The organism is Streptomyces sp. B15, assembly GCF_018070605.1.
GTDB classification, from domain to species: Bacteria; Actinomycetota; Actinomycetes; order Streptomycetales; family Streptomycetaceae; genus Streptomyces; species Streptomyces smyrnaeus.
The window spans coordinates 1-17,958 of sequence record NZ_JAGPXJ010000082.1 but is presented as its reverse complement, the minus strand read 5'-3'; the positions used below and the strand labels follow the sequence as shown (position 1 = coordinate 17,958).

Sequence of the window (17,958 nt, the reverse complement as noted above, 5' to 3'; positions counted from 1 at the left end):
AGGAGTTCACGGAGCTGCGAAAGTCGCTCACAGCGGCACGTGGATCGATGCCGATGCGTGGAACAATTTCAGGGGACGTTACCCCATCACGCGTTTGACAGGCAAGGCCGCTCCCTCTCCCGTATCCCCACCGGATTGCGGGGGAAAGCTTTACCGAAAGCGGCCTGCGTATGTCCAGATCACCACCTTCCCGGGCGGGCCAAGGGCCAGGGCCCTCCCTGGTGAGATAGTGCATCAGGTGAGAGATGAGGCTCCCATGAACCAATGAGGCGATCCCCGAGCCATACACACAGAAAGCGTGCGCTGTGTCGAATGCGGCTGCCGGTGCGTGCGTCCAGTGGCTCCCCGACGTTCGCTCAGCGGGCTCCGGCCTGCGCGGGGACCGGCAGCGGGGAGGCACACGTGGGGCATTTGAGCTGGATCTCAAGGAGGAGCCGGGTGAGGCTCTCGATGCCTGGCGGGCCGAAGGAGACCGTCATCGCGATCTCGGCGCTGATCCGGTAGGAGTCCTCGTTGCGGACGTCCGTGAACCACCACAGGACCGGGGTCAGCGCGCCGAGCTGGGCGGGAAGCTCCTTCTCGTGCTGCATGGCCCAGCGGTAGAGGTCGGTGAGCTGCTTGAAGCGCTGTTCCGAGGGGGTGGGTCGCAGATCGAACTGTGTGCGGGCGATCCTGTCCCCGTGATCGAGGGAGGCCTGCTCCGCCTTGCTCCACTCCTCGTCGTGCCGGGGGCGTGAGGTGAGGCGACCGGCCGCCAGGTTCGTCAGGTAGCTGGACCAGCGCAGGGTACCGGGGTTGCCGTACACGTCCGCTTCCGGATCGAGCCCGTGAGCGAGTCCCCGTTCCATCGCCTCCAGCAGGCCCGCGTTCGTCACCGACATCCAGGTGCCCGGACCGCCGACGCCCCGGTCGCGCGCCGCTGACATCACGCCGACGATCGCGGCCCAGCGCCGGAAGCCCGGTTCGAATGCCGGTCCGTGCTGCTGCAGGTCGCGGACCATCTCAACCCGTTCGGCCATGGACACACGCTCCAGCTCGGCCAGGTCGCAGCGCAGCGTTGTCGCGCAGTCCCCCGGCGGGGCCTGGAGAGCGGTGGCGGAGGCCACCGGTGCGGGCCCGGCCAGCATGGCCAGCAACGCCAGCGCCATCACGACGACCCGGACGGACCACGACCGTTGACTCCCGCGCATAGGGCTCCCTTTCCAGGGACCGCCGTGCGCCGCCCTGTGTCCCATTCCAGCAGGCTCCCCCTTAACTGCCCAGAAGCCACGTCGAGTTGATTCCCTGCCTCGTTGGTTCGGCGTCCCGACGGGGGGCGCGCGGAATCGCGCCCCGGCCGTGACGCGCCCCCACAGCTGATGGGCGACAGGTCAGGGGGCGCCCCCTTCCGTCAACCGGCTTCGGCGAGTCGGCCCGTCCGAGGCGGAGGCGTCCCGGGGCGGTCGAACTCGTCGCAGAGGCGGTCGGCGGCGTACTCGGCCACCCGTACGCACCGGCGTACGCGTTCAGCTAGGCCCTGGCGTCCGAACCTGCGTAGTTCCTGCCACAGCAGGATCGGGCACAAGGCGTCTTGTGAGCCGCTGATGGTGTCGTCCTCCGCTCCCACTGCCGCGTCGTGCACCCGGATGCTCTCCACATCGCCGCGGCGGGCCAGGACGATACCGCAGGGAATCGGCGAACCGATCATCTTGTGCCCGCTTACGGCGAGTGAGTCGGCGCCGTCGGCGAACCCCCAGGGCACCGGGCGCGGGCCAAGCGCTGCCAGCAGGCCGCCGAACGCCCCGTCCGCGTGCGAATGCGCCCGGTCGATGCCCACCTCCGTCAGGACACGGTGGATCCCGCGCAGATCCTCGACGGCTCCTTCCCCGGTGCTTCCGATCGTGGCGACGACCACGGCCGCCTTCGTACGGTGCTGGTGACACGCCGAGCGGAACGCCGACAGGTCCATGGCCCCGGTCTCGTCCGTGGGCACTCCGACGTATTCCATGCGCAGGATGCGGGCGATCTTCGGAACGGAGTAGTGGGCGCGCGCCGACGCGTACAGCACGGCGTCGGGATGACGCTCCCGGCCCGGATAGGCGCCGAACAGATTGCTCTCCGTCCCGCCGTTCGTCATGTAACCGAACGCCTCTCCGGCAGGCGCTCCGGCGAGCTGGGCGAAGAATTCGACAACGGCCCGCTCGAAGTACTTGCTGTGCAGGTGGTAGTCCGTACTGGCGCACGGACTTCCGGCGTTGTTGCCGTGCACGGCCAGGTACTGGGCCAGGTCGCGGTAGTCGAAGTCCAGGTTGACGGGGAAGCCGACCCTGTAGTCCTGCGCTCGGCGCATCTCGTCGGCGAGCGCGCGCAGTAAGGCGACGTCATCCGCCCGCTCTTCAGGGCCGCGGGGCTGCTCGCCGATGGAAAGGTCCTCCTCCAGTGGGATCGACATGAATTCTGCTCCTGGGCCTGGGTACCGGCGTTGGCGCCGCACAAACCGCAGCCGACGACCCGGTCGGTCCCGGGGCCTGAGGAGCTGCGTGCTGTCCTGGCCCGGTGTGCCGCCGGCGACCTGGACCGCCCTCGTCGACGGTGACGAGACCCGGTGATCCGGCCAGAATCCGCCGGGCACTCACGGGCCCGCGCACCGTCTTCCCACACCGGCTGCTGGGAGGCGGGCAACCGGTGCCACTGATCCATGTCGTCGTCCGAGAGGGAGCGCGGGAACTCGACCGCCGCGCGGTCTTCCGCCCTCGGCAGCTCAGTCACCGGTAGCTCCGTCCGGTCGCGTCGTTCCCGTCCGCAGCGGCTGCATTGCCGTTCGCAGCCGCTGCGGAGGGACAGCCTCCGCGACACAGGAGCAGGACTGCTCCGGCGACCTGTTCGCCTCTCGTGCCGAGGAGGTTGCTGCGGAAGTGCTCCCGCACCCTGTCCTCACGGGCGGGCGCGATCCGGGCACCCCGCTGCGCGATCCTCGCCTTCTGCACCTGCCGCGACAGCTGCGCCCGGCGGCGGAGAAGTTCGATCACGGCGCTGTCGATCTCGTCGATGGACCGGCGGAGCTCTGCGACGCGGGCTTCCACCCACGGCTGCGAGGTGTCCTCGGGCTGGGGTGCGGCCTCGGGCCTTGATGAGCCCTCGGGCCGGGGCTGGTTCCGGCTCTCGCCCGGTCGACGCTGAGACGTGTACGGCATGACTGGCAGCCTCCGTCTCGCTGCGTGCTGGGTTCCCCCGTCTACCTGCCTCATCGAGACCGGACACCGAGCACCCACGATCGAAGCGTGCGCGCGTTGAAAACCACGGCCTGGAGGACGGGCAGCAGCCGCCCCAGGAGGGCACCGCCGTCGGCTGTCGGCCCGACGACGGCGGTAGGACGGTGGTGAGAGGCGGACGGGAGAATGGAGACATGCCACACCCACCTGGAAAGCCCCTCGGCTGCCGTCCGCACCGCGTCACCGACTCAGCCGGGTACCTCGCGGGCCTGTGGAGTATCGAGCGCGTCGTGATCGACCGGAGAACGGAGACGGAGGGCTCCTTCCGGGGGAGCGCCGAGTTCCGGGCTGCGGACGCCGCGGGTGTCGCGGGGGCCGCGGAGGCCGCAGAGGCCGCGGGGGCGCCGGAGGGAGCGCTGCTGCACAGGGAGGAAGGGCAGCTCACCTGGGGCGGCCGTTCGTATCCGGCCACGCGTGTGCTGTGTCTGCTTCCCCGCCCCGACGGCACAGCCGAAGTCACCTTCGCGGACGGCCGCCACTTCCACGAGTTGGACCTGCGCAGCGGTGACTGGTCCGTCGTCCACCTTTGTGCCGCGGACCGGTACGAGGGGCGGTTCACGGTCTGCTCGCCCGACGAGTGGCACCTTCAGTGGCGGATCATCGGGCCGGCCAAGGAGCAACTTCTCCAATCCGTCTACCGGCGACGCGTCCCCTGAGAGCGGCCCGACCACTTCACCGGGCTGCTGCCCGCACCCGATCGGTCGTGCTCGGAAGGCCGCCGAAGGGCACCCAGCGATCCCCGGTCACCCCGCGCTCGCGCGGAGTGACCGGTCACGGTCGCCAAAGCCCTGGCCGCCACCTGATGCGCCCCGGGCAGAGCTCCGGGCCACGACAGTGGCGCAGCTCCGCTTCGGCCTGTTGCTCTTGCCGAGCTCTTCCTGGGTGGGGGTGGTCTGGAGGGGCGCGGGTAGACGACTGTCAGGACGAGAGGGGGACAGCTGGTGGTGTTGGGACCGCAGGGCGCGCCCACGGGGCCGTTGAAGTACTTCCGGGAGAATCCGTTGAGCCGCCGTGCCGAGTTGTTCTTGTTCGGCGGTATCTTCCTGTTCGGGGTGGGCTTCATGCTGTTCGGGATCTTCGTGCTGGCCCCGTAAGAAGCGGCGCACCCGCCTGCCGGTCACCGCTCCAGGTCCTCCTTGGCCCGCTCCGGCAGTCGCAGATACACCAGTGCCGACAGCAGGCACAGCACGGTGACGTACCACGGGAAGGCGTCGGGTACCTCCAGCTCTTCGAAGAGCGTGCCGACGTAGGGAGCGGTGCCGCCGAAGAGGGCCACGGCCAGCGAGTAGGGGAAGCCGATGCCCGCGGCACGCACCCGGGCCGGGAAGACCTCGGCGTTGACCGCGGCTGCGATGGCCGTGTAGCCCGTGAGCAGCACCATCCCGGCGCACTGCACCAGCAGCAGTGAGACGAGAGAATCGCCGACCGCGTGCAGCAGCGGTACGCACACGACGGCGAACCCGATCGCGAAGGTCAGCAGCAGCGGTTTGCGGCCCACCCGGTCGGACAGCAGCCCGCCCAGTGGCTGCAGCAGCATGAAGAACACCAACGAGATCGTGCCGGCGACGAGCGCATCGCCTTTGTCGAGCCCGGCGTTGACCTGCGCGTACGTCGGCAGGTACGAGGTCCACACGTAGTAGGCGATCGTCCCGCCGGCTGTGATCCCGACGATCAGCAGGGACTCGCGGGGGTGGCTGCGCAGCGCGTCGAAGAGCCCGGGACGCGGCCCACCGGCGTGCTTGTCGCTCCGTGTCTCCTGCGCGCCCCGCCGTACCCAGAAGCCTGCGAGGCTCAGCAGCGCCCCGATCACGAACGGGGCCCGCCAGCCCCACTGGTGCATCTGGTCGTCGTCCAGTGTGGAGACGAACAGCGCAGCGACGCCGGAGGCGGCCAGTTGGCCCGCTGTCGTAGAGACGTACTGGAAGCTGGAGAACAGTCCGCGGCGGCCCGGGCCGGCGGACTCCACCAGGAAGGTCGTGGAGGCGGCGAACTCCCCTCCCACGGACAGCCCTTGCACAAGCCGGGCGATCACCAGCACCACCGGCCCGAACGCTCCGGCTGCCGCGTAGCTGGGGGTGACCGCGACCAGCAGGCTGCTGCCGCCCATGAGCAGGATCGTCAGCGTCAGCGCGGAGCGCCGTCCGGCCCGGTCGGCGACGGCCCCCAACAGCAGTCCGCCGACCGGCCGCATGAAGAAGCCGACAGCGAAGACGGCGAAGGTGGACAGCAGCGGAACCAGCGAATTGTCCGCCCCCTCGGGGAAGATCTCATCCGCGATGTAGACGGCGAGGAACGAGTACGCGAACCAGTCGTACCACTCGACGCCGTTCCCGACGGAGGCCGCCAGCAGTTGCCGCCCCGACCGCCGGGGTGACCGGTCGCCCTCGCCCTCCCGCTTTCCCGGCTTCGGCTCCCGGTCCGTCTCCCGCGTCCGCTCCTGCGACTGCGTCATCGATGGATATCCTCTCCGGCGCTCTTGCTGTGCCACCGGACAACCCGACTCGGCCACACCTCCATTCCTGCGTACCGGCACCGTCCCGGCATGCGGACATGGCGCCCCGCGCCGCCGAGCAGGTTGTGGGCTGACGCGTGGTACCGGGCGGGACGCGCGCGTGGGCGGCGCGCAGCCGTGGTCCAGCCGACGGCTGGTGGCTGCCTTCCGCTGCGGGCCGGACAGATGCACGCCCGGCCTCCGCCCGCCTGTGAACCTGCGCCTGGCAGCCGAGGTCGGCCACGCGGCGGGTATCCGGTTCGGTCGAAGACTTCCGACTCGGCCCGGATGGGGCGTGCGGCGGCCTCCCCCGTGCGGCGGCGGCCCCCCCCGTGCGGCGGCGGCATCGAACGTGCGGCCGCGGTATGAAGTCGGCGCCGGCCACGCACCGGCCCCTTCCCTGCACGGTGCCGTCCCCGTCGGCGGTGACAGGGGGCGATCCGCACCCCAGAGCGGGCGGCTTCGCGGAGCCGGTCAGTCGGAGGCGGCGCCCCCGGAAGTGGCCCGGGTGAGGGTGTCCGCCACCGTTGTGCAGGCGAGCCGGGCCACCGCGCGCAGCTCCGAGTCCGACGTACCGGCACGGCTCAGCACGGCGAGCGACTGATTGACCGCGACGACGAACGTGGCGAGTTCGTCGAGCACTTGGGCATCGGCTGCAGAATCCGCCAGCGCCGCGCGCACCCGCCGACGCTGCGTGTCGAGCAGATCGCGGACCTTGGTGCTGTTCTCCTTTTCCAACGTCGGTGACTGCGTGGCGGACTGGGCGACGAGACACCCTGCGGGGACGGACGGGTCGGCGATGCGGGTCAGGATGACGTCGAAGAAGGCCTCCAGCGCCCGCACCGGGTCACCGGGGTGCGCCGCGAGTGCCTGCCCGTACTGCTCGCTGTAGATCGACTCGTAACGGTCGAGGCACTGGCGGAACAGGGCGTCCTTGCCGCCGAAAGTGCCGTAGAGCGACCCGCGGCCGAGGCCGGTGGCCGAGCACAGGTCACCGAGCGAGGCATCCGCGTATCCGCGCTGCCAGAACACGCGCATTGCCTGGTCCAGGGCCGCACCGACATCGAACTGCTTCCGGCCCGACATGCCGCCCACCTCCTGCTTCACATTGCCACCGGGACCCTACCTGGTTCGTGGAGGGACCAGCCACATCATTGACCGATCGGTCCAAGATGGCTAGCGTGATCGACGAGCGGCCTCCCACGGCCTCACTCAGGGCGGGCCGGACGGCGGTGTCGCCCTACGCCCCGAACTGCGGCAGTCCCCGCGGAGAGGATCATCGTGAACATGGCGCCACCCCCTTTCCCCACGCCCGACGGCCCCGGTTCCGTCTCTCATGTGCCGCACCTCCCGGCGCGGTTCACCGAGACGTTCACCAGTCAGTACGTCGACACCGGCGAGGTGCGGCTGCACGCCGTCACCGGCGGCGAAGGCCCCCCGCTTCTGTTGCTGGCCGGCTGGCCCCAGACGTGGTACGCCTGGCGCCTCCTGATGCCGACGCTGGCCCAGGACTTCCACGTCGTCGCGGCCGATTCGCGCGGTGTCGGACTGTCCGACAAGCCCCGGGACGGGTACGACACAGGCACCCTGGCCACCGACATGGTGAAGCTGATGGCCGCACTCGGGCACGAGCGGTTCGCCATGGTCGGCCACGACATCGGCATGTGGACCGCCTATGCCCTGGCCGCCGACCACCCGGACCGGCTCGACCGCCTCGCCGTCGCCGAGGCCTCCATCCCCGGACTGACCCCCTCCCCGCCGCTTTTCAGCAGCGGGAAGGCGAATGAAAGCCTCTGGCACTTCACGTTCAACCGCCTCACCGACCTCAACGAACAACTGGTCAGCGGGCGGGAACAACTCTTCTACGGTCACCAGTTCGCCACCAAGGCCGCGAAGCCCCTGCCCGACTACGCCGTCCAGTACTACGTCGAAACCCTCGCCGCCGCACCCGAAGCCCGGCGTGCCAGCTTCGAGTTCTACCGCGCGATCGACACGACCCTCGCGCAGAACGAGCAGCGCGTGGCCCGACGGCTGACCCTTCCCGTCCTGACAGTCGCGGGGGCGGAGAACTTGGGTGAATCGGTCGGCGAAACGATGAAGCGTGCCGCGGATGACGTGGAGAGCGTCGTCATTCCCGGCTGCGGACACTACCCCGCCGAGGAAGCACCGGAGGAGATGCTTGCCGCGCTGACCATCTTCCTGGCCCCGTACCGGGACAGCCGCACCGCAGCAGACATCCCCACGGGCACTCCCACGGCGCGGGGGACCGGAGACTGATCCTTCAGTTGCACTCCGCTGTCGCCGCCGGCCAAAGCGTGCGGGAGGGAGGAGAGAGAGTTCCAGGTCGCAGACGCCAGTCGCAACCGGGAGGCCGTCACTTCAGGTCCGAGAGGAGGCCGTCCAGGGCCTCCTTGAGGGCTGTGGCGTTGGCCGGGTCGAACCACGTGGTGCGGATCCGCTCGTTGTTCCCTTTGGGGGTCTCGTGGTCGGCGGCAAGCTGGTGCAGAGGGCGTGTCTCGTCGTTCAGTGAGCGGCCCACATTCTGGAAGAGGTCGCGCACATACCGGTCGGCGGTGTCGGGGGCGATGCCGTGGGCGGTGGCCCACGAGGTGAGTGTGGCGAGGTAGGTGTAGTGGGCGGTGAGGGTCCCGGTCAGCGCGGAGAAGACGTTGAAGGCATCCTCGTCCGCGACGGGGAGCGCCCCGCCCAGATGTTCGAAGAGAGCGTCCACCACCGGGTGGGAGGGGCAGGTCACTGTGACGGAGCGGCGCTCGCGCACGGCGGGCAGCGGGATGGCGCGGACGAGTGGGGCGCCGGTGGCGAGGGTTCGGCGCAAGTCGTCGATGGCGACGCCGGCCATCAGGTTGACCACGGTCTTGTCGTCGTCCACCTTCAGCCCGGCGAGCGCCTCCTGGTGGTCCTGGCGGCGGACGGCGATGATCACCACCTCGGAGCGGTCCACCACCTCCTGGTTGTCGGCGCACACCTGGACGCCCTCGAAGCGCTCGGACAGTTCGGCGGCGACGCGGGCTCCCCGAGGAGAGAGGAAGACCTCCGGCGACGCGCCGCCCTCGCTGCGCAGGCCCTCGACGATGGCCTTGCCGATTTCGCCCGCTCCTATGATGCCGATTCGCTGCACTGTGTCGTCCTCCATGGTGGGCGGTGGTCGTGGCCCGTGTCGGTGCGCCTCTGTACGGCCGCGGTGGTTGCGGCAGTCCGGTCGCGCCCGAGGTGTCCTTGCGGGGCGCGGCGTCGGCGTCTGCTGTCGGGGCCGGCCGGTAGACCGGACCGGTAGGTCGCGGCCGGGCAGCGCGGTCTCCTGCCGGACGATCGAGGCGCCGGTGTCCGGCTCTCCGAGGATCGTCCGCGCCGTGCTGGACGCGCGGAAGCGGTTCTCCGCGTCGCGGTAGGCGCAGTGTCCGATCATGATCGCCGATAAGTCCGCCGGTTGTCGTGTCGCGGTAGTGCTTCTGCTCTGTGTGCTTCTCCCATGACGAACAGCCGGAGCTTCCGGCCGACGCCGGGTGTGTCGTTGTTACCGAACGTTGTTGCCCTCATTATGCACGCGGTGCGTGCAACGGCAAGTGCGTGGAGGCTGCTGCCGCAGAACGGGGGCAGGGGCAGTGGCCGAGGGAGTTGATGTGGTCATACCGAAGCGAGGGGGGCCGGGCAGTCGTTCAGACCGGGCCTGCCCAGTCGCCCACCGACTGAGCAGTAAGCACGTTGTTTCGGCTGAGCGAAGCGAAGGGCCTCTGGGCTCAGCGCGCCCGGTTCCAGGGCGCGTGGCGGCATCACCGTGACGGCGGCGGGCGCCATCCGTGGTCATTGATCTTGCATACGCACATTCGTCGAGGCCGCAGTGGACTGTCTGCTGTACGCGGCTTCTCGGAGGCGGTAATGCTCGGCAAGAAGAGGAGTCGGTGTCAGGCGGCTACCGGTTCGGGGTGCACGGTCCTTCCGCTTCCGGTCAGGTCGCTGCGCTGCAGGGATTCGTTGCGGTGTTTGTGACCGAGGGAGTGCTGGCTCGTAGGGGTGTCGTCTCCTGATGCGGGAGCTTCCACTTGCTTGGTGTGGGCGAAGTCCACTTCCTCTGGCACGTCAGCTGTTGTAGCGGAGTCAAGGGCTCCTGTCGGTAGAGGCTGACCGAAAGTTTGCCGGTCCGTGTTGACCTTCACTGATCGATCGCTCTAGTTTCACTCTCTGTATCGACGTACAACGTCCTGACGGACTTCCGCCGAGACGCTGGTCCGTGCCAAGTGTCCAACGGCCGACCCTGGCTGGAGCATTCACGTGAATCTGCGGCATGACCGTATGGGCCGGCCGGACGTCAGCTGAGGCACCAAGAAGTACATCCAGTGCTTCAAGGGAAAGCCCTGGTAAGAGCAGTGGTCAGTGGCACAACCTCGCGGCAACGACGACCACTTCGTGCGGAACGAGAAGGTCAACTGCGCCGGCTCCGGGTCGGCGTGTCAGCGTCAGCAGGGCCACCGTCGACACTTCCAAGGCTGGCCAGAACTGAATCCGGACAACTGCCCGGGAGGAGGGCCGTCCCTCCCGTCAGTCATGAACATTTGTGAGTTCCATGAATCTGGCCAAGCAGCTTCGGCTCAGCAGCGCTCTGTGGGCCTCCCCGGTGGCTCTCGGGATCACGCTGTTCTATTTCCATGTCACCTTCACCAATGACTACCCTCACACCAAAGGTGAGATCGACTACGCACCCGAGGTCGTCTCTTTCGCGCTGAGTCCGGCTTCGGCTCTCGCCTACGCGGCTGCCTCAGCACTCGCGGCCTGGGAGAGCGGCAGGCTCAAGGAAAGCGGAGTGTGGGCGATAGCGCCTTCTCGTAGTCCCTACCGCGTCGCGGGCCAAGTCCTGCTTCCTGTACTGCTGCTGGCCTGGCTCATGCTGTTGATCCCGGTCGTCGGGGGGCTGGTGCGGGAGGGTATCGCCCCCACGCTCTCCAGCCTCCCCCTGCTCACCATGAGCATGCTGGTTGCGGCAGCCCACTGCGTCATCGGCTTCGCCGTCGGGAGGGCGTTGCCCAAGCTGATCGCGGCTCCCGCTCTCGCGATGGCGGTCTTCTACACGGTTGCCGCCTCCGCCTCATCGGGAGAGACCTTCTGGCCCCGGCATCTTCTTGGGGAACACCACGGCGTTCTCGCCTTCGGCGCCACTCTTCCTCTCGAAGCGCTGGCTCCGCACGTGCTGTTCGCCGGAGGCATCGCCGCCGGTGCCGCCATCCTGTGGGTCACGCCTCACACCTACCGTCTACGGCTGGTGATACCCGCCGCAGCACTCGCAGTGGCGCTCGCCGGGCCCGCGACGGCCTACGCGCAAGTCGACTCGTGGGGCCCGGCCGCGCCGCTGTCCGTGGGACACGCTGACCTGACCTGCGCGGGCACCGAGCCGAAGGTCTGTGTCCCCAAGGCCGGCGGGGCAGATCCCATCCGGGCCAGAGCAGCCGTGACTGCTGTAGTGGACAAGCTCAAGAAGGCTGGAGTGGCCGTCGACCGCCCCCGAAGTGTCCAGGACGACATCGTCAACGGCAATCGCCCGCGCGCCTCGACAGACAGCACTTGGTGGCTGCCGCTGACCACCAGCCAGCGCCACAACACCACCCGCTATCAAGCCCTGCGTCAGGCAGTGCGCTTCCCGTGCCGACAGCCCAAGGGCGAGGTCACCAGCCGCAGCGCCATGCTGTGGGCAGCGCAGGTCGCCGGGGTGTCCGAGAACTACCTGAAGCGGCAGCGTTCGGAGATGGGCCAGTTCACCAACGGTGACGAACTCCTCAAGGCCATCCAAGAACGGGTCAGCAAGATCCGAGCGGAGCCGTCCGGCCGACAAGCGGCCTGGTACCGGCAGCAACTGGAGAGAGCATGCTCCTCACCGGATGCTGGTGGTGCCTGATGCTCTGGTGGCTGAAAGCCCGCCGAGCCCACACCCTGCTGCCGGCCTCCTACGGCGTGTTCGTCGCCCTGGTGCTGCTGCTTCAGGGCGTGGTGGCCGACCTGCCCTCCTTCCTCACGGGAGGCGACAACCCCGTAGTGGCCACCTTGCTGGCGCCCGTGCCCTTGTACGCGGCACTACTGGTGTCCTTGGAATCCCGCCTGCACGCCGCCGAGGACACCGGTACCCGGCTGGTACGGGGCATGGATGTCGGCCTGGTGCTGGCGGTGGTTGCTGCGGCAGCGCTGGCCGGTTTCGTCATCGGCTCTCTTCTCGAATCTGCCGGCGCTCTTGCGGTAGGACGCAACACCGCCTTCCTGGTGGGGCTGATGCTCTGCGCGCGCCCTCTCATCGGCGCGCGTGCGGTCATGGCCCCCGTGGTGTGGTTGCTCGCGGTGATGCTCTTCGGCTTCGACCACGGGCACCCCTACTTCTGGAGCGTGCTCCCACGGGCCAACAGCGACCCGATCGCCCTCGCTGCAGCCGCCGTGGCACTCGCTGCCGGCCTGACGTGCCAGCTGACCGTCCGTCCGCGAGTTGACTCCTGAGCGCCGGACAGAAACGGAAAGACGACTCCATGACAGTCAGACTGTCCTCCTGCACCTATTCCTACCGTCCCTGGTCCCCACCCGTTCTCACCAATCTCGACTACTCACTCGAGCCTGGGCTGACCATCCTCCTGGGACCCAACGGGGCCGGAAAGTCCACCCTCTTGCGTCTTGCAGCCGCAGTCACCCAGCCCCGTACCGGAACCGTCACCTACAACGGCATCTCCTCACACAGCAAGGCCTACCGAGCCGCTGTGGTCTGGATGCCGCAGCAGATAACGGCCATGACCGGACTCACCGCCCGGGAACAAGTCGCCTACACCGGCTGGCTGAAAGGCATGGACAAACGCGACGCCTGGGAATCAGCAGCACAAGCCCTCTCCCGCGTCGACCTGACGGCCCAAGCCGATACCAAGACCAAGCGGCTCTCCGGAGGACAACTCCGCCGAGTCGGAGTCGCCTCCGCCCTCGTCCACAACGCCCGCGTTCTCCTTTTGGACGAACCCACCGCGGGCATGGACCCCCGACAGCGCCGGGTCTTCCGCGATGTTCTGGCATCCTTCGCGGATGAGGTCCAGGTCCTCCTGTCCACTCACGACGTCGCCGATCTGGCCGAAGAATGCGACCAGGTCACTGTGCTGGACGCCGGGCGCATCACGTTCACCGGTATCACGCAGGACTTCCTCGCCCACGCCCCCGCAGGCACTGCTCCCGGGCGACAGGCCGAAGCAGCCTACTCCGCCCTCAGCAACACTGGCGCGCACCTGTAGACAGCTTCGCCCGGAACTGGACGATGTATTCGTCCAATGGGAGCCGGCTTGTCATCCTGACCAGGCCGGCTCCGAGCTGCGCGCTCCGTGTGCCGGGCGCCGGGCAAGCCTGACACGGTGAGGTGCGCGGTTCCGAACTGGGCCGGTGGGTCATCGTGGTTGGGTAGACGTCGCTCGGTGGTCGACGGGCGTGTCTCAGCAGGGGAGGGAGGCGGCATGGAGCCGCTGGCGGCTGGAGATCCGGCGCGGGTGAACGACTTCATCCTGCGTGGCCGGCTGGGCACAGGGGGAATGGGGCAGGTGTTTCTGGGCCGGTCGCTGGGTGGCCGAACAGTGGCCGTGAAGCTCGTGCACCCCCATTTGGCACGGCAGACGGAGTTCCGGTCCCGTTTCCGGCGGGAGGTGGCCGCCGCCCGTGCGGTCAGTGGGGCCTTCACCGCGCCGGTGGTGGCCGCCGGTACGGAGGACGATCCGCCGTGGATCGCTACGGGCTATGTGCCCGGACCGTCCCTGGCCGAGGCCGTAGCCGCGACCGGAGGTCTGCCACAGGACTCGGTGTGGCCGTTGGCGGCAGGGCTGGCCGAGGCGTTGCAGGCCATCCACGCCGAGGGCCTGCTCCACCGTGATCTCAAGCCCTCGAACGTGCTGCTGACCGTGGACGGCCCACGCGTGATCGACTTCGGAATCGCCCGCGCGATGGACAGCACCGTGCTGACGGAACCCGGCAAGACGATCGGCACGCCCGGCTTCATGTCCCCGGAACAAGCTGAAGGCGGCCAGGTCGAGCAGCCCAGTGACATCTTCGCCCTCGGAGCCGTGCTCGCCTTCGCCGCCACCGGCGTCAGGCCTTTCGGAGAGGGCGAGCCACTGGCGGTCCTGCTCCGCGTGGTCACCGGCGCGCCGCAGCTGGACGGGCTGACGGACCCGCTACGCGCCCTGGTCGCCGCGTGCCTGGCGAAGAAGCCCGCCGACAGGCCCACCACAGCCCAACTCCTCGAACAGATCGCCACGCGCTGGGACCCGCCCGACGACTTCCCTCCCACCCCGCCGTGGCCCCAGGCCGTGACCGCCCTCATCCAGACACACGGCACACCTGCCACCGCGCTGTACACCGCCCAGGCCACCACCCCGCCCTTCCAGCATTCCGCGCCCACGCCCACCGCACCCGCACGGCAAGCCCCGACGCACCCGCACCAGGGGCCAACGGAGACCGACCGCCCGGCCGGCCCCGCCGGAGGCTCTGAGCCGAAGCCCCGCGCCCTACGCCGCCGCCACTGGCGCGCTCTCACGCTCAGAAGGTCGGGTGAGTTCGCGGAGGCCGCACGCGTGCTGGCCGACCTCATCCCTGACCGGGCCCAGGCATGGGGACCCGACCACTCCGGAACGTTGGAGGTCCGCCGGCACCACGCCCTGACCGTCGGGGAGGCGGGGAATCATGTGGAGGCCGCGCGCCTGCTGGCCGATCTCGTTCCGGACATGGCACGCGTCCTGGGGCCTGACGACCGCTACACCCTGGAGGTCCGCCAACACCACGCCAGGGAACTCGGGGAGGCGGGGGAGCACGTGGAGGCCGCGCGCCTGCTCGCGGACCTCATTGCCGATTTCGTGCGCGTGTGGGGACCCGGTCACCCTGAGTCCCTCGCTGTCCGCCTCAATCGCGCCTGGGAGCTCGGGGAGGCAGGCGAGCATGCGGAGGCCGCTCGGCTGTTCGCCGAGGGTGCGGCCGACCAGGCGCGTGTCCTGGGCCCCGATCACCCCGACACGCTCAAGGCCCGCTACTTCCAGGCCTGGCATACAGGGGATACCGGAGACGACGCGGCCGCGGCGCGCTTGTTCGCCGAGGTCGCCGTGGACTACGCGCGTGTGCTGGGTCCTGACCATTCCAACACTCTCAGAGCGCGCCGTCTGCATGCTCATGTCCTGGGGCGGGCGGGGGAGCGTGGCGAGGCAGCCGGGCTGCTGGCCGGCCTCATCGAGGACTATGCGCGTGTGCTCGGCCTGGACCACCCTCATGCCCTGACCGCCCGCCACAACCATGCCTCCGTGCTTGGGCAGATCGGGGAGTATGCGGAAGCTGCTCGGTTGTTCGCCGAGCTGGCCACCGACTCGGCGCGTGTGCTCGGCCGCGATCACTCCCACACCCTCATGGCCCGGTCGTCTGCGGATCACTGGAGCGCGCAGGAACGCCTCGGCTGACCGTCGCCGCAGGCGCAATCGAGGCCAGGCCTGTTGCTTGTAGGTCTTGTCCGCCGTGAGGCTGTCAGGTTCTCGCACGGCCTGCCCGGCCCGCTCCCGGGGACGCGGTCTTCGCGACCACCGGCTTGACCGGGATACAGGCGGCCGGCCGACCCGGTATGACGACGAGGACAGCGGCCCGACAGCGGCCGTCCGTGCTCGGTGGATCTCGGCAATGAACCCACCAAGCGGGTGAGACGGGGCCTCACCGTTCGTGCGGACGAAATCGACGCCTGGGCGATAGGACGCCAGGGGCGGTCAACAGTCTGGCGAACCACCGGCCCGCCCGCGGGCGAACGCGGAAGCGAACTCCGCCTCGCCGAGGGAAGCACGGGCGCGCTCGGACGCCCGGTCCACATCGACTCGTTCGGCAGCAGGCAGCGGCATACCGACTGAGTCACGCAGGGCGGCGGCCCGCCCCAGCAGGCACGCGGCGCGCTCGGGATGATCCGCTGCCGCGTGGGCTCCCGCCAGGCCCTCCAGCGCCAGCGCCAGCGCACGGGGATCACCGGTGCGACGGGCGGCGGCCAGCCCTTCCCGGTGGAGGGTCTCGGCGCCCTCGGCGTCGCCGCGCTGTTCGGCTGCGTAACCGAGCTGCGCCAGGATCAGCGCCGTGCCGGAGTCGACGCCGAAGCGCCTGTTCCACTCAAGCCATGGGCGGAGCAGGGTCTGCGCGGTCTCCAGGTCGCCGCGTCGTCGGGCACCCAGCGCGAGTCCGGTCACCGCGAACTGCTCGGCTGGGCGGTGGGACTGCTCCGCGGCCAGCCGCCTGGCCTGCTCGTGGTACTCGGTGGCCTGCTCCAGGTGACCGGTCAGCAGCGCGATCCGGCCCAGTCTGGCCAACCCGAAGGACGCGCTGGTCCACAGCTGGAGTTCCTCCGCGTCCCGTACGCAGTCCTGGTGCAGGCGTGCTGCCGCCGCGTAGTCCCCGGCGATCTCGGCGAGCACGCCCAGCTGCTCGCAGGACTGCAAGTGTCCCCAGCGATCGCCGAACTCCCGGAAGAGGGTGGCCGCAGCCTCGGCGTGCTGCCGAAGGGCCACCAGATCTCCCTGGTACACGGCGCGGGTGGCACGCACGCTGAGGAGGGCTGCCTCGCCCCACCGGTCACCGAGCGCCCGGAACCGGGCGCCCAGTGCCTCCAGATCGGTCAGCTCGACCGCCTCCCGCAGCCCGGGACGTGGATTGCCGAAACCGCATCTGGCGTAGGCGAGCAGCCATAGGCTGCGTACGTCCGCGCCGTCGAAATCCTCGTCGGGGTGGACATCGACCCCGCTCAGCAGCGCGAACGCGGCGCGCCTGGCACGGGCCGAGGCCCGGGCGGGACCGCAGGTGTGCCCGGCGGCCACCGGTGTCCGCGCGAGGACCTGGTCCAGATGACGGAGCGCTTCACCGACGCGACCCCGCAGGAACCAGTACCAGCTGAGGGCGTTGACCAGGCGCAGCCCGAGGGACTCGGCCACTTCCAGCGCGAGCGCGGAGCGCAGGTTGCGGGACTCGGCGTCCAGGCGCTGCAGCCAGTACCGCTGATCGTGGCCGTACAGCAGTTCACAGGCGTGCTCCGCGAGTTCGGTGAAGTGCCGCGCGTGGCGGTGGCGGACGTCGTCGGCCTCCCCGGCCTCCTCAAGACGCTCCAGACCGTAGGCCAGCACCGACTCCAGCATGCGGTAACGGGGCCTGCCCGCTGCTTGCCCCTCATGCGCCACGACGACCAAGGAGCGGTCCACCAGGCGGGAGAGCAGATCGAGTACCTCGTCGGTGGCGATGCCCTCGCCCGCGCAGACCGACTCGGCTGATTCCAGCGTGAACCCTCCGACGAAGACGGCGAGCCTGCGCAGCAGGGTCTGCTCCGGCGGGGACAGCAGCTCCCAACTCCAGTCGATCATCGCGCGCAGCGTGCGTTGCCTGGCCGGGGCGTCCCGGCGTACCTGGTTCAGCAGCCGGAAGCGGTCGTGCAGGCGGTCGGCCAGTGTGTGCACGCCCAGGGTCCGCACCCGGGTCGCGGCCAGTTCCAGGGCCAGGGGAATCCCGTCGAGGCGGCGGCAGATGAGGGCGACGGCCTCGGTGTTGCCGGCGTCCAGGGTGAACCCGCCGGCGGCGGCTGCGGCGCGCTCGGCGAACAACTCCATGGCCTCCTTCTCGGCGAGGGGGGCGACCGCCTCCAGCACCTCACCGGAGAGAGCCAGCGGCTCCTGGCTGGTGGCCAGGACGTGCAGCCCCGGGGCGTGCCCCAGCAAGTAGCCGACGAGTTCGGCGACCGGAGAAGCGAGGTGTTCGCAGTTGTCCAGGACGAGCAGGAGTCGCCGCGCCGCCAGCGCATCGACGAGCCGAGCCCGCACCGCGCCTCGCCCATCCTGGCCTGTCTCCGGGCCCCCGTCGGTCTTCGGGCTGCTCCCGCCGTTCCTGCCGTTCCGCTCGCTTCTGCCGTCCCCCTCGTTCCTGGTGTCCGCACCAGCTGCGGCGGCCCCACCGTTCCTCGTGCCCCCGTCGCCGGCTGAGTTCTGGCTCGCTCCACCCGCCCCGCCGCTTCTCGCGTCCCCGCCCTGCGCTCCGCCTGTGTCCCGGGCTTCGGGGTGCCCGGTGTCGTCGCGGATACCGAGGGCGACCGCCACGGTCTCTGCGACCTCGCGCCCCGTCCCGGCGAGCTCGACGAACCGGACGCCGTCGGCGAAGACAGCTGAACCATCCGCCAGCCGGGACGGGGCGCGAGGTCGCAGAGAC

13 protein-coding genes and 2 pseudogenes are annotated in these 17,958 nt (G+C 69.6%); 7 read left to right on the top strand and 8 right to left on the bottom strand.

Annotated features, from left to right (window positions below; genetic code table 11):
* Window positions 1-356: 356 nt before the first annotated feature.
* The 3 genes from KBY19_RS28270 to KBY19_RS28260 form a co-directional block, all read right to left on the bottom strand.
* Entirely contained in the window at window positions 357-1,190 is an 834-nt protein-coding gene (locus tag KBY19_RS28270; RefSeq protein ID WP_210966975.1) for a hypothetical protein, read from the bottom strand.
* Between the two features lie 200 nt (window positions 1,191-1,390).
* A complete protein-coding gene (locus tag KBY19_RS28265) occupies window positions 1,391-2,431 on the bottom strand; it encodes a histidine decarboxylase (RefSeq protein WP_210966974.1) in 1,041 nt (346 codons plus the stop codon).
* A 313-nt stretch (window positions 2,432-2,744) separates the two neighbouring features.
* Entirely contained in the window at window positions 2,745-3,173 is a 429-nt protein-coding gene (locus tag KBY19_RS28260) for a chorismate mutase (RefSeq protein WP_185019175.1), read from the bottom strand.
* A 212-nt stretch (window positions 3,174-3,385) separates the two neighbouring features.
* Between KBY19_RS28260 and KBY19_RS28255 the strand changes: the two genes are divergently transcribed.
* Both KBY19_RS28255 and KBY19_RS28250 read left to right on the top strand, forming a co-directional pair.
* The gene (locus KBY19_RS28255) at window positions 3,386-3,907 is read left to right on the top strand and encodes a DUF6314 family protein (RefSeq protein ID WP_210966973.1); all 522 of its coding nucleotides are present in this window, start codon (window positions 3,386-3,388) and stop codon (window positions 3,905-3,907) included.
* A 285-nt stretch (window positions 3,908-4,192) separates the two neighbouring features.
* Window positions 4,193-4,345, top strand: a complete 153-nt coding sequence (locus KBY19_RS28250; RefSeq protein WP_180289861.1) for a hypothetical protein — start codon at window positions 4,193-4,195, stop codon at window positions 4,343-4,345.
* Window positions 4,346-4,368: 23 nt separating this feature from the next.
* Here KBY19_RS28250 and KBY19_RS28245 read toward each other — a convergent pair whose 3' ends face one another.
* A complete protein-coding gene (locus KBY19_RS28245; protein WP_210966972.1) occupies window positions 4,369-5,703 on the bottom strand; it encodes an MFS transporter in 1,335 nt (444 codons plus the stop codon).
* A 513-nt stretch (window positions 5,704-6,216) separates the two neighbouring features.
* On the bottom strand, window positions 6,217-6,828 hold the full coding sequence (locus tag KBY19_RS28240) for a TetR/AcrR family transcriptional regulator (RefSeq protein ID WP_185019178.1): 612 nt from the start codon (window positions 6,826-6,828) through the stop codon (window positions 6,217-6,219).
* 201 nt (window positions 6,829-7,029) lie between these two features.
* On the opposite strand from KBY19_RS28240, the gene KBY19_RS28235 reads away from it, so the two are divergent.
* Window positions 7,030-8,019, top strand: coding sequence for an alpha/beta fold hydrolase (locus KBY19_RS28235; protein ID WP_185019179.1), 990 nt, complete (start codon window positions 7,030-7,032; stop codon window positions 8,017-8,019).
* Window positions 8,020-8,116: 97 nt separating this feature from the next.
* Here the strand turns inward: KBY19_RS28235 and KBY19_RS28230 are convergent, their stop codons facing one another.
* Window positions 8,117-8,896: an NAD(P)-binding domain-containing protein gene (locus tag KBY19_RS28230; protein WP_185019180.1), complete on the bottom strand. Its 780-nt coding sequence runs from the start codon at window positions 8,894-8,896 to the stop codon at window positions 8,117-8,119.
* Window positions 8,897-9,008: 112 nt separating this feature from the next.
* Window positions 9,009-9,169: pseudogene (locus KBY19_RS36905) on the bottom strand (alpha/beta hydrolase); the annotation flags it as partial.
* A gap of 1,146 nt (window positions 9,170-10,315) precedes the next feature.
* Here KBY19_RS36905 and KBY19_RS28225 point away from each other — a divergent pair.
* The 4 genes from KBY19_RS28225 to KBY19_RS28210 all read left to right on the top strand — a co-directional run bounded on the left by KBY19_RS28225 (window position 10,316) and on the right by KBY19_RS28210 (window position 15,200).
* Complete coding sequence (locus tag KBY19_RS28225; protein ID WP_210966971.1) at window positions 10,316-11,647, top strand: hypothetical protein; 1,332 nt, start codon at window positions 10,316-10,318, stop codon at window positions 11,645-11,647.
* A complete protein-coding gene (locus KBY19_RS28220) occupies window positions 11,617-12,234 on the top strand; it encodes a hypothetical protein (protein WP_185019183.1) in 618 nt (205 codons plus the stop codon). Before KBY19_RS28225 ends, KBY19_RS28220 begins: the two co-directional genes overlap by 31 nt.
* Before the next feature lie 29 nt (window positions 12,235-12,263).
* Complete coding sequence (locus tag KBY19_RS28215) at window positions 12,264-13,004, top strand: ATP-binding cassette domain-containing protein (RefSeq protein WP_210966970.1); 741 nt, start codon at window positions 12,264-12,266, stop codon at window positions 13,002-13,004.
* A 216-nt stretch (window positions 13,005-13,220) separates the two neighbouring features.
* Window positions 13,221-15,200 (top strand): protein kinase, encoded by a 1,980-nt coding sequence (locus KBY19_RS28210; RefSeq protein WP_210966969.1) that lies wholly within the window; start codon window positions 13,221-13,223, stop codon window positions 15,198-15,200.
* A gap of 297 nt (window positions 15,201-15,497) precedes the next feature.
* On the opposite strand, the pseudogene KBY19_RS28205 reads toward KBY19_RS28210, so the two are convergent.
* A pseudogene (locus tag KBY19_RS28205) lies at window positions 15,498-17,958 on the bottom strand (hypothetical protein); the annotation flags it as partial.

Excerpts from the sequence above, each read along its gene's own strand:
- KBY19_RS28230 (WP_185019180.1), bottom strand. The coding sequence starts at position 8,896 with ATGGAGGACGACACAGTGCAGCGAATCGGCATCATAGGAGCGGGCGAA.
- KBY19_RS28270 (WP_210966975.1), bottom strand. The coding sequence starts at position 1,190 with ATGCGCGGGAGTCAACGGTCGTGGTCCGTCCGGGTCGTCGTGATGGCG.
- KBY19_RS28255 (WP_210966973.1), top strand. The coding sequence starts at position 3,386 with ATGCCACACCCACCTGGAAAGCCCCTCGGCTGCCGTCCGCACCGCGTC.
- KBY19_RS28245 (WP_210966972.1), bottom strand. The coding sequence starts at position 5,703 with ATGACGCAGTCGCAGGAGCGGACGCGGGAGACGGACCGGGAGCCGAAG.
- KBY19_RS28240 (WP_185019178.1), bottom strand. The coding sequence starts at position 6,828 with ATGTCGGGCCGGAAGCAGTTCGATGTCGGTGCGGCCCTGGACCAGGCA.
- KBY19_RS28265 (WP_210966974.1), bottom strand. The coding sequence starts at position 2,431 with ATGTCGATCCCACTGGAGGAGGACCTTTCCATCGGCGAGCAGCCCCGC.
- KBY19_RS28220 (WP_185019183.1), top strand. The coding sequence starts at position 11,617 with ATGCTCCTCACCGGATGCTGGTGGTGCCTGATGCTCTGGTGGCTGAAA.
- KBY19_RS28235 (WP_185019179.1), top strand. The coding sequence starts at position 7,030 with ATGGCGCCACCCCCTTTCCCCACGCCCGACGGCCCCGGTTCCGTCTCT.
- KBY19_RS28215 (WP_210966970.1), top strand. The coding sequence starts at position 12,264 with ATGACAGTCAGACTGTCCTCCTGCACCTATTCCTACCGTCCCTGGTCC.
- KBY19_RS28210 (WP_210966969.1), top strand. The coding sequence starts at position 13,221 with ATGGAGCCGCTGGCGGCTGGAGATCCGGCGCGGGTGAACGACTTCATC.
- KBY19_RS28260 (WP_185019175.1), bottom strand. The coding sequence starts at position 3,173 with ATGCCGTACACGTCTCAGCGTCGACCGGGCGAGAGCCGGAACCAGCCC.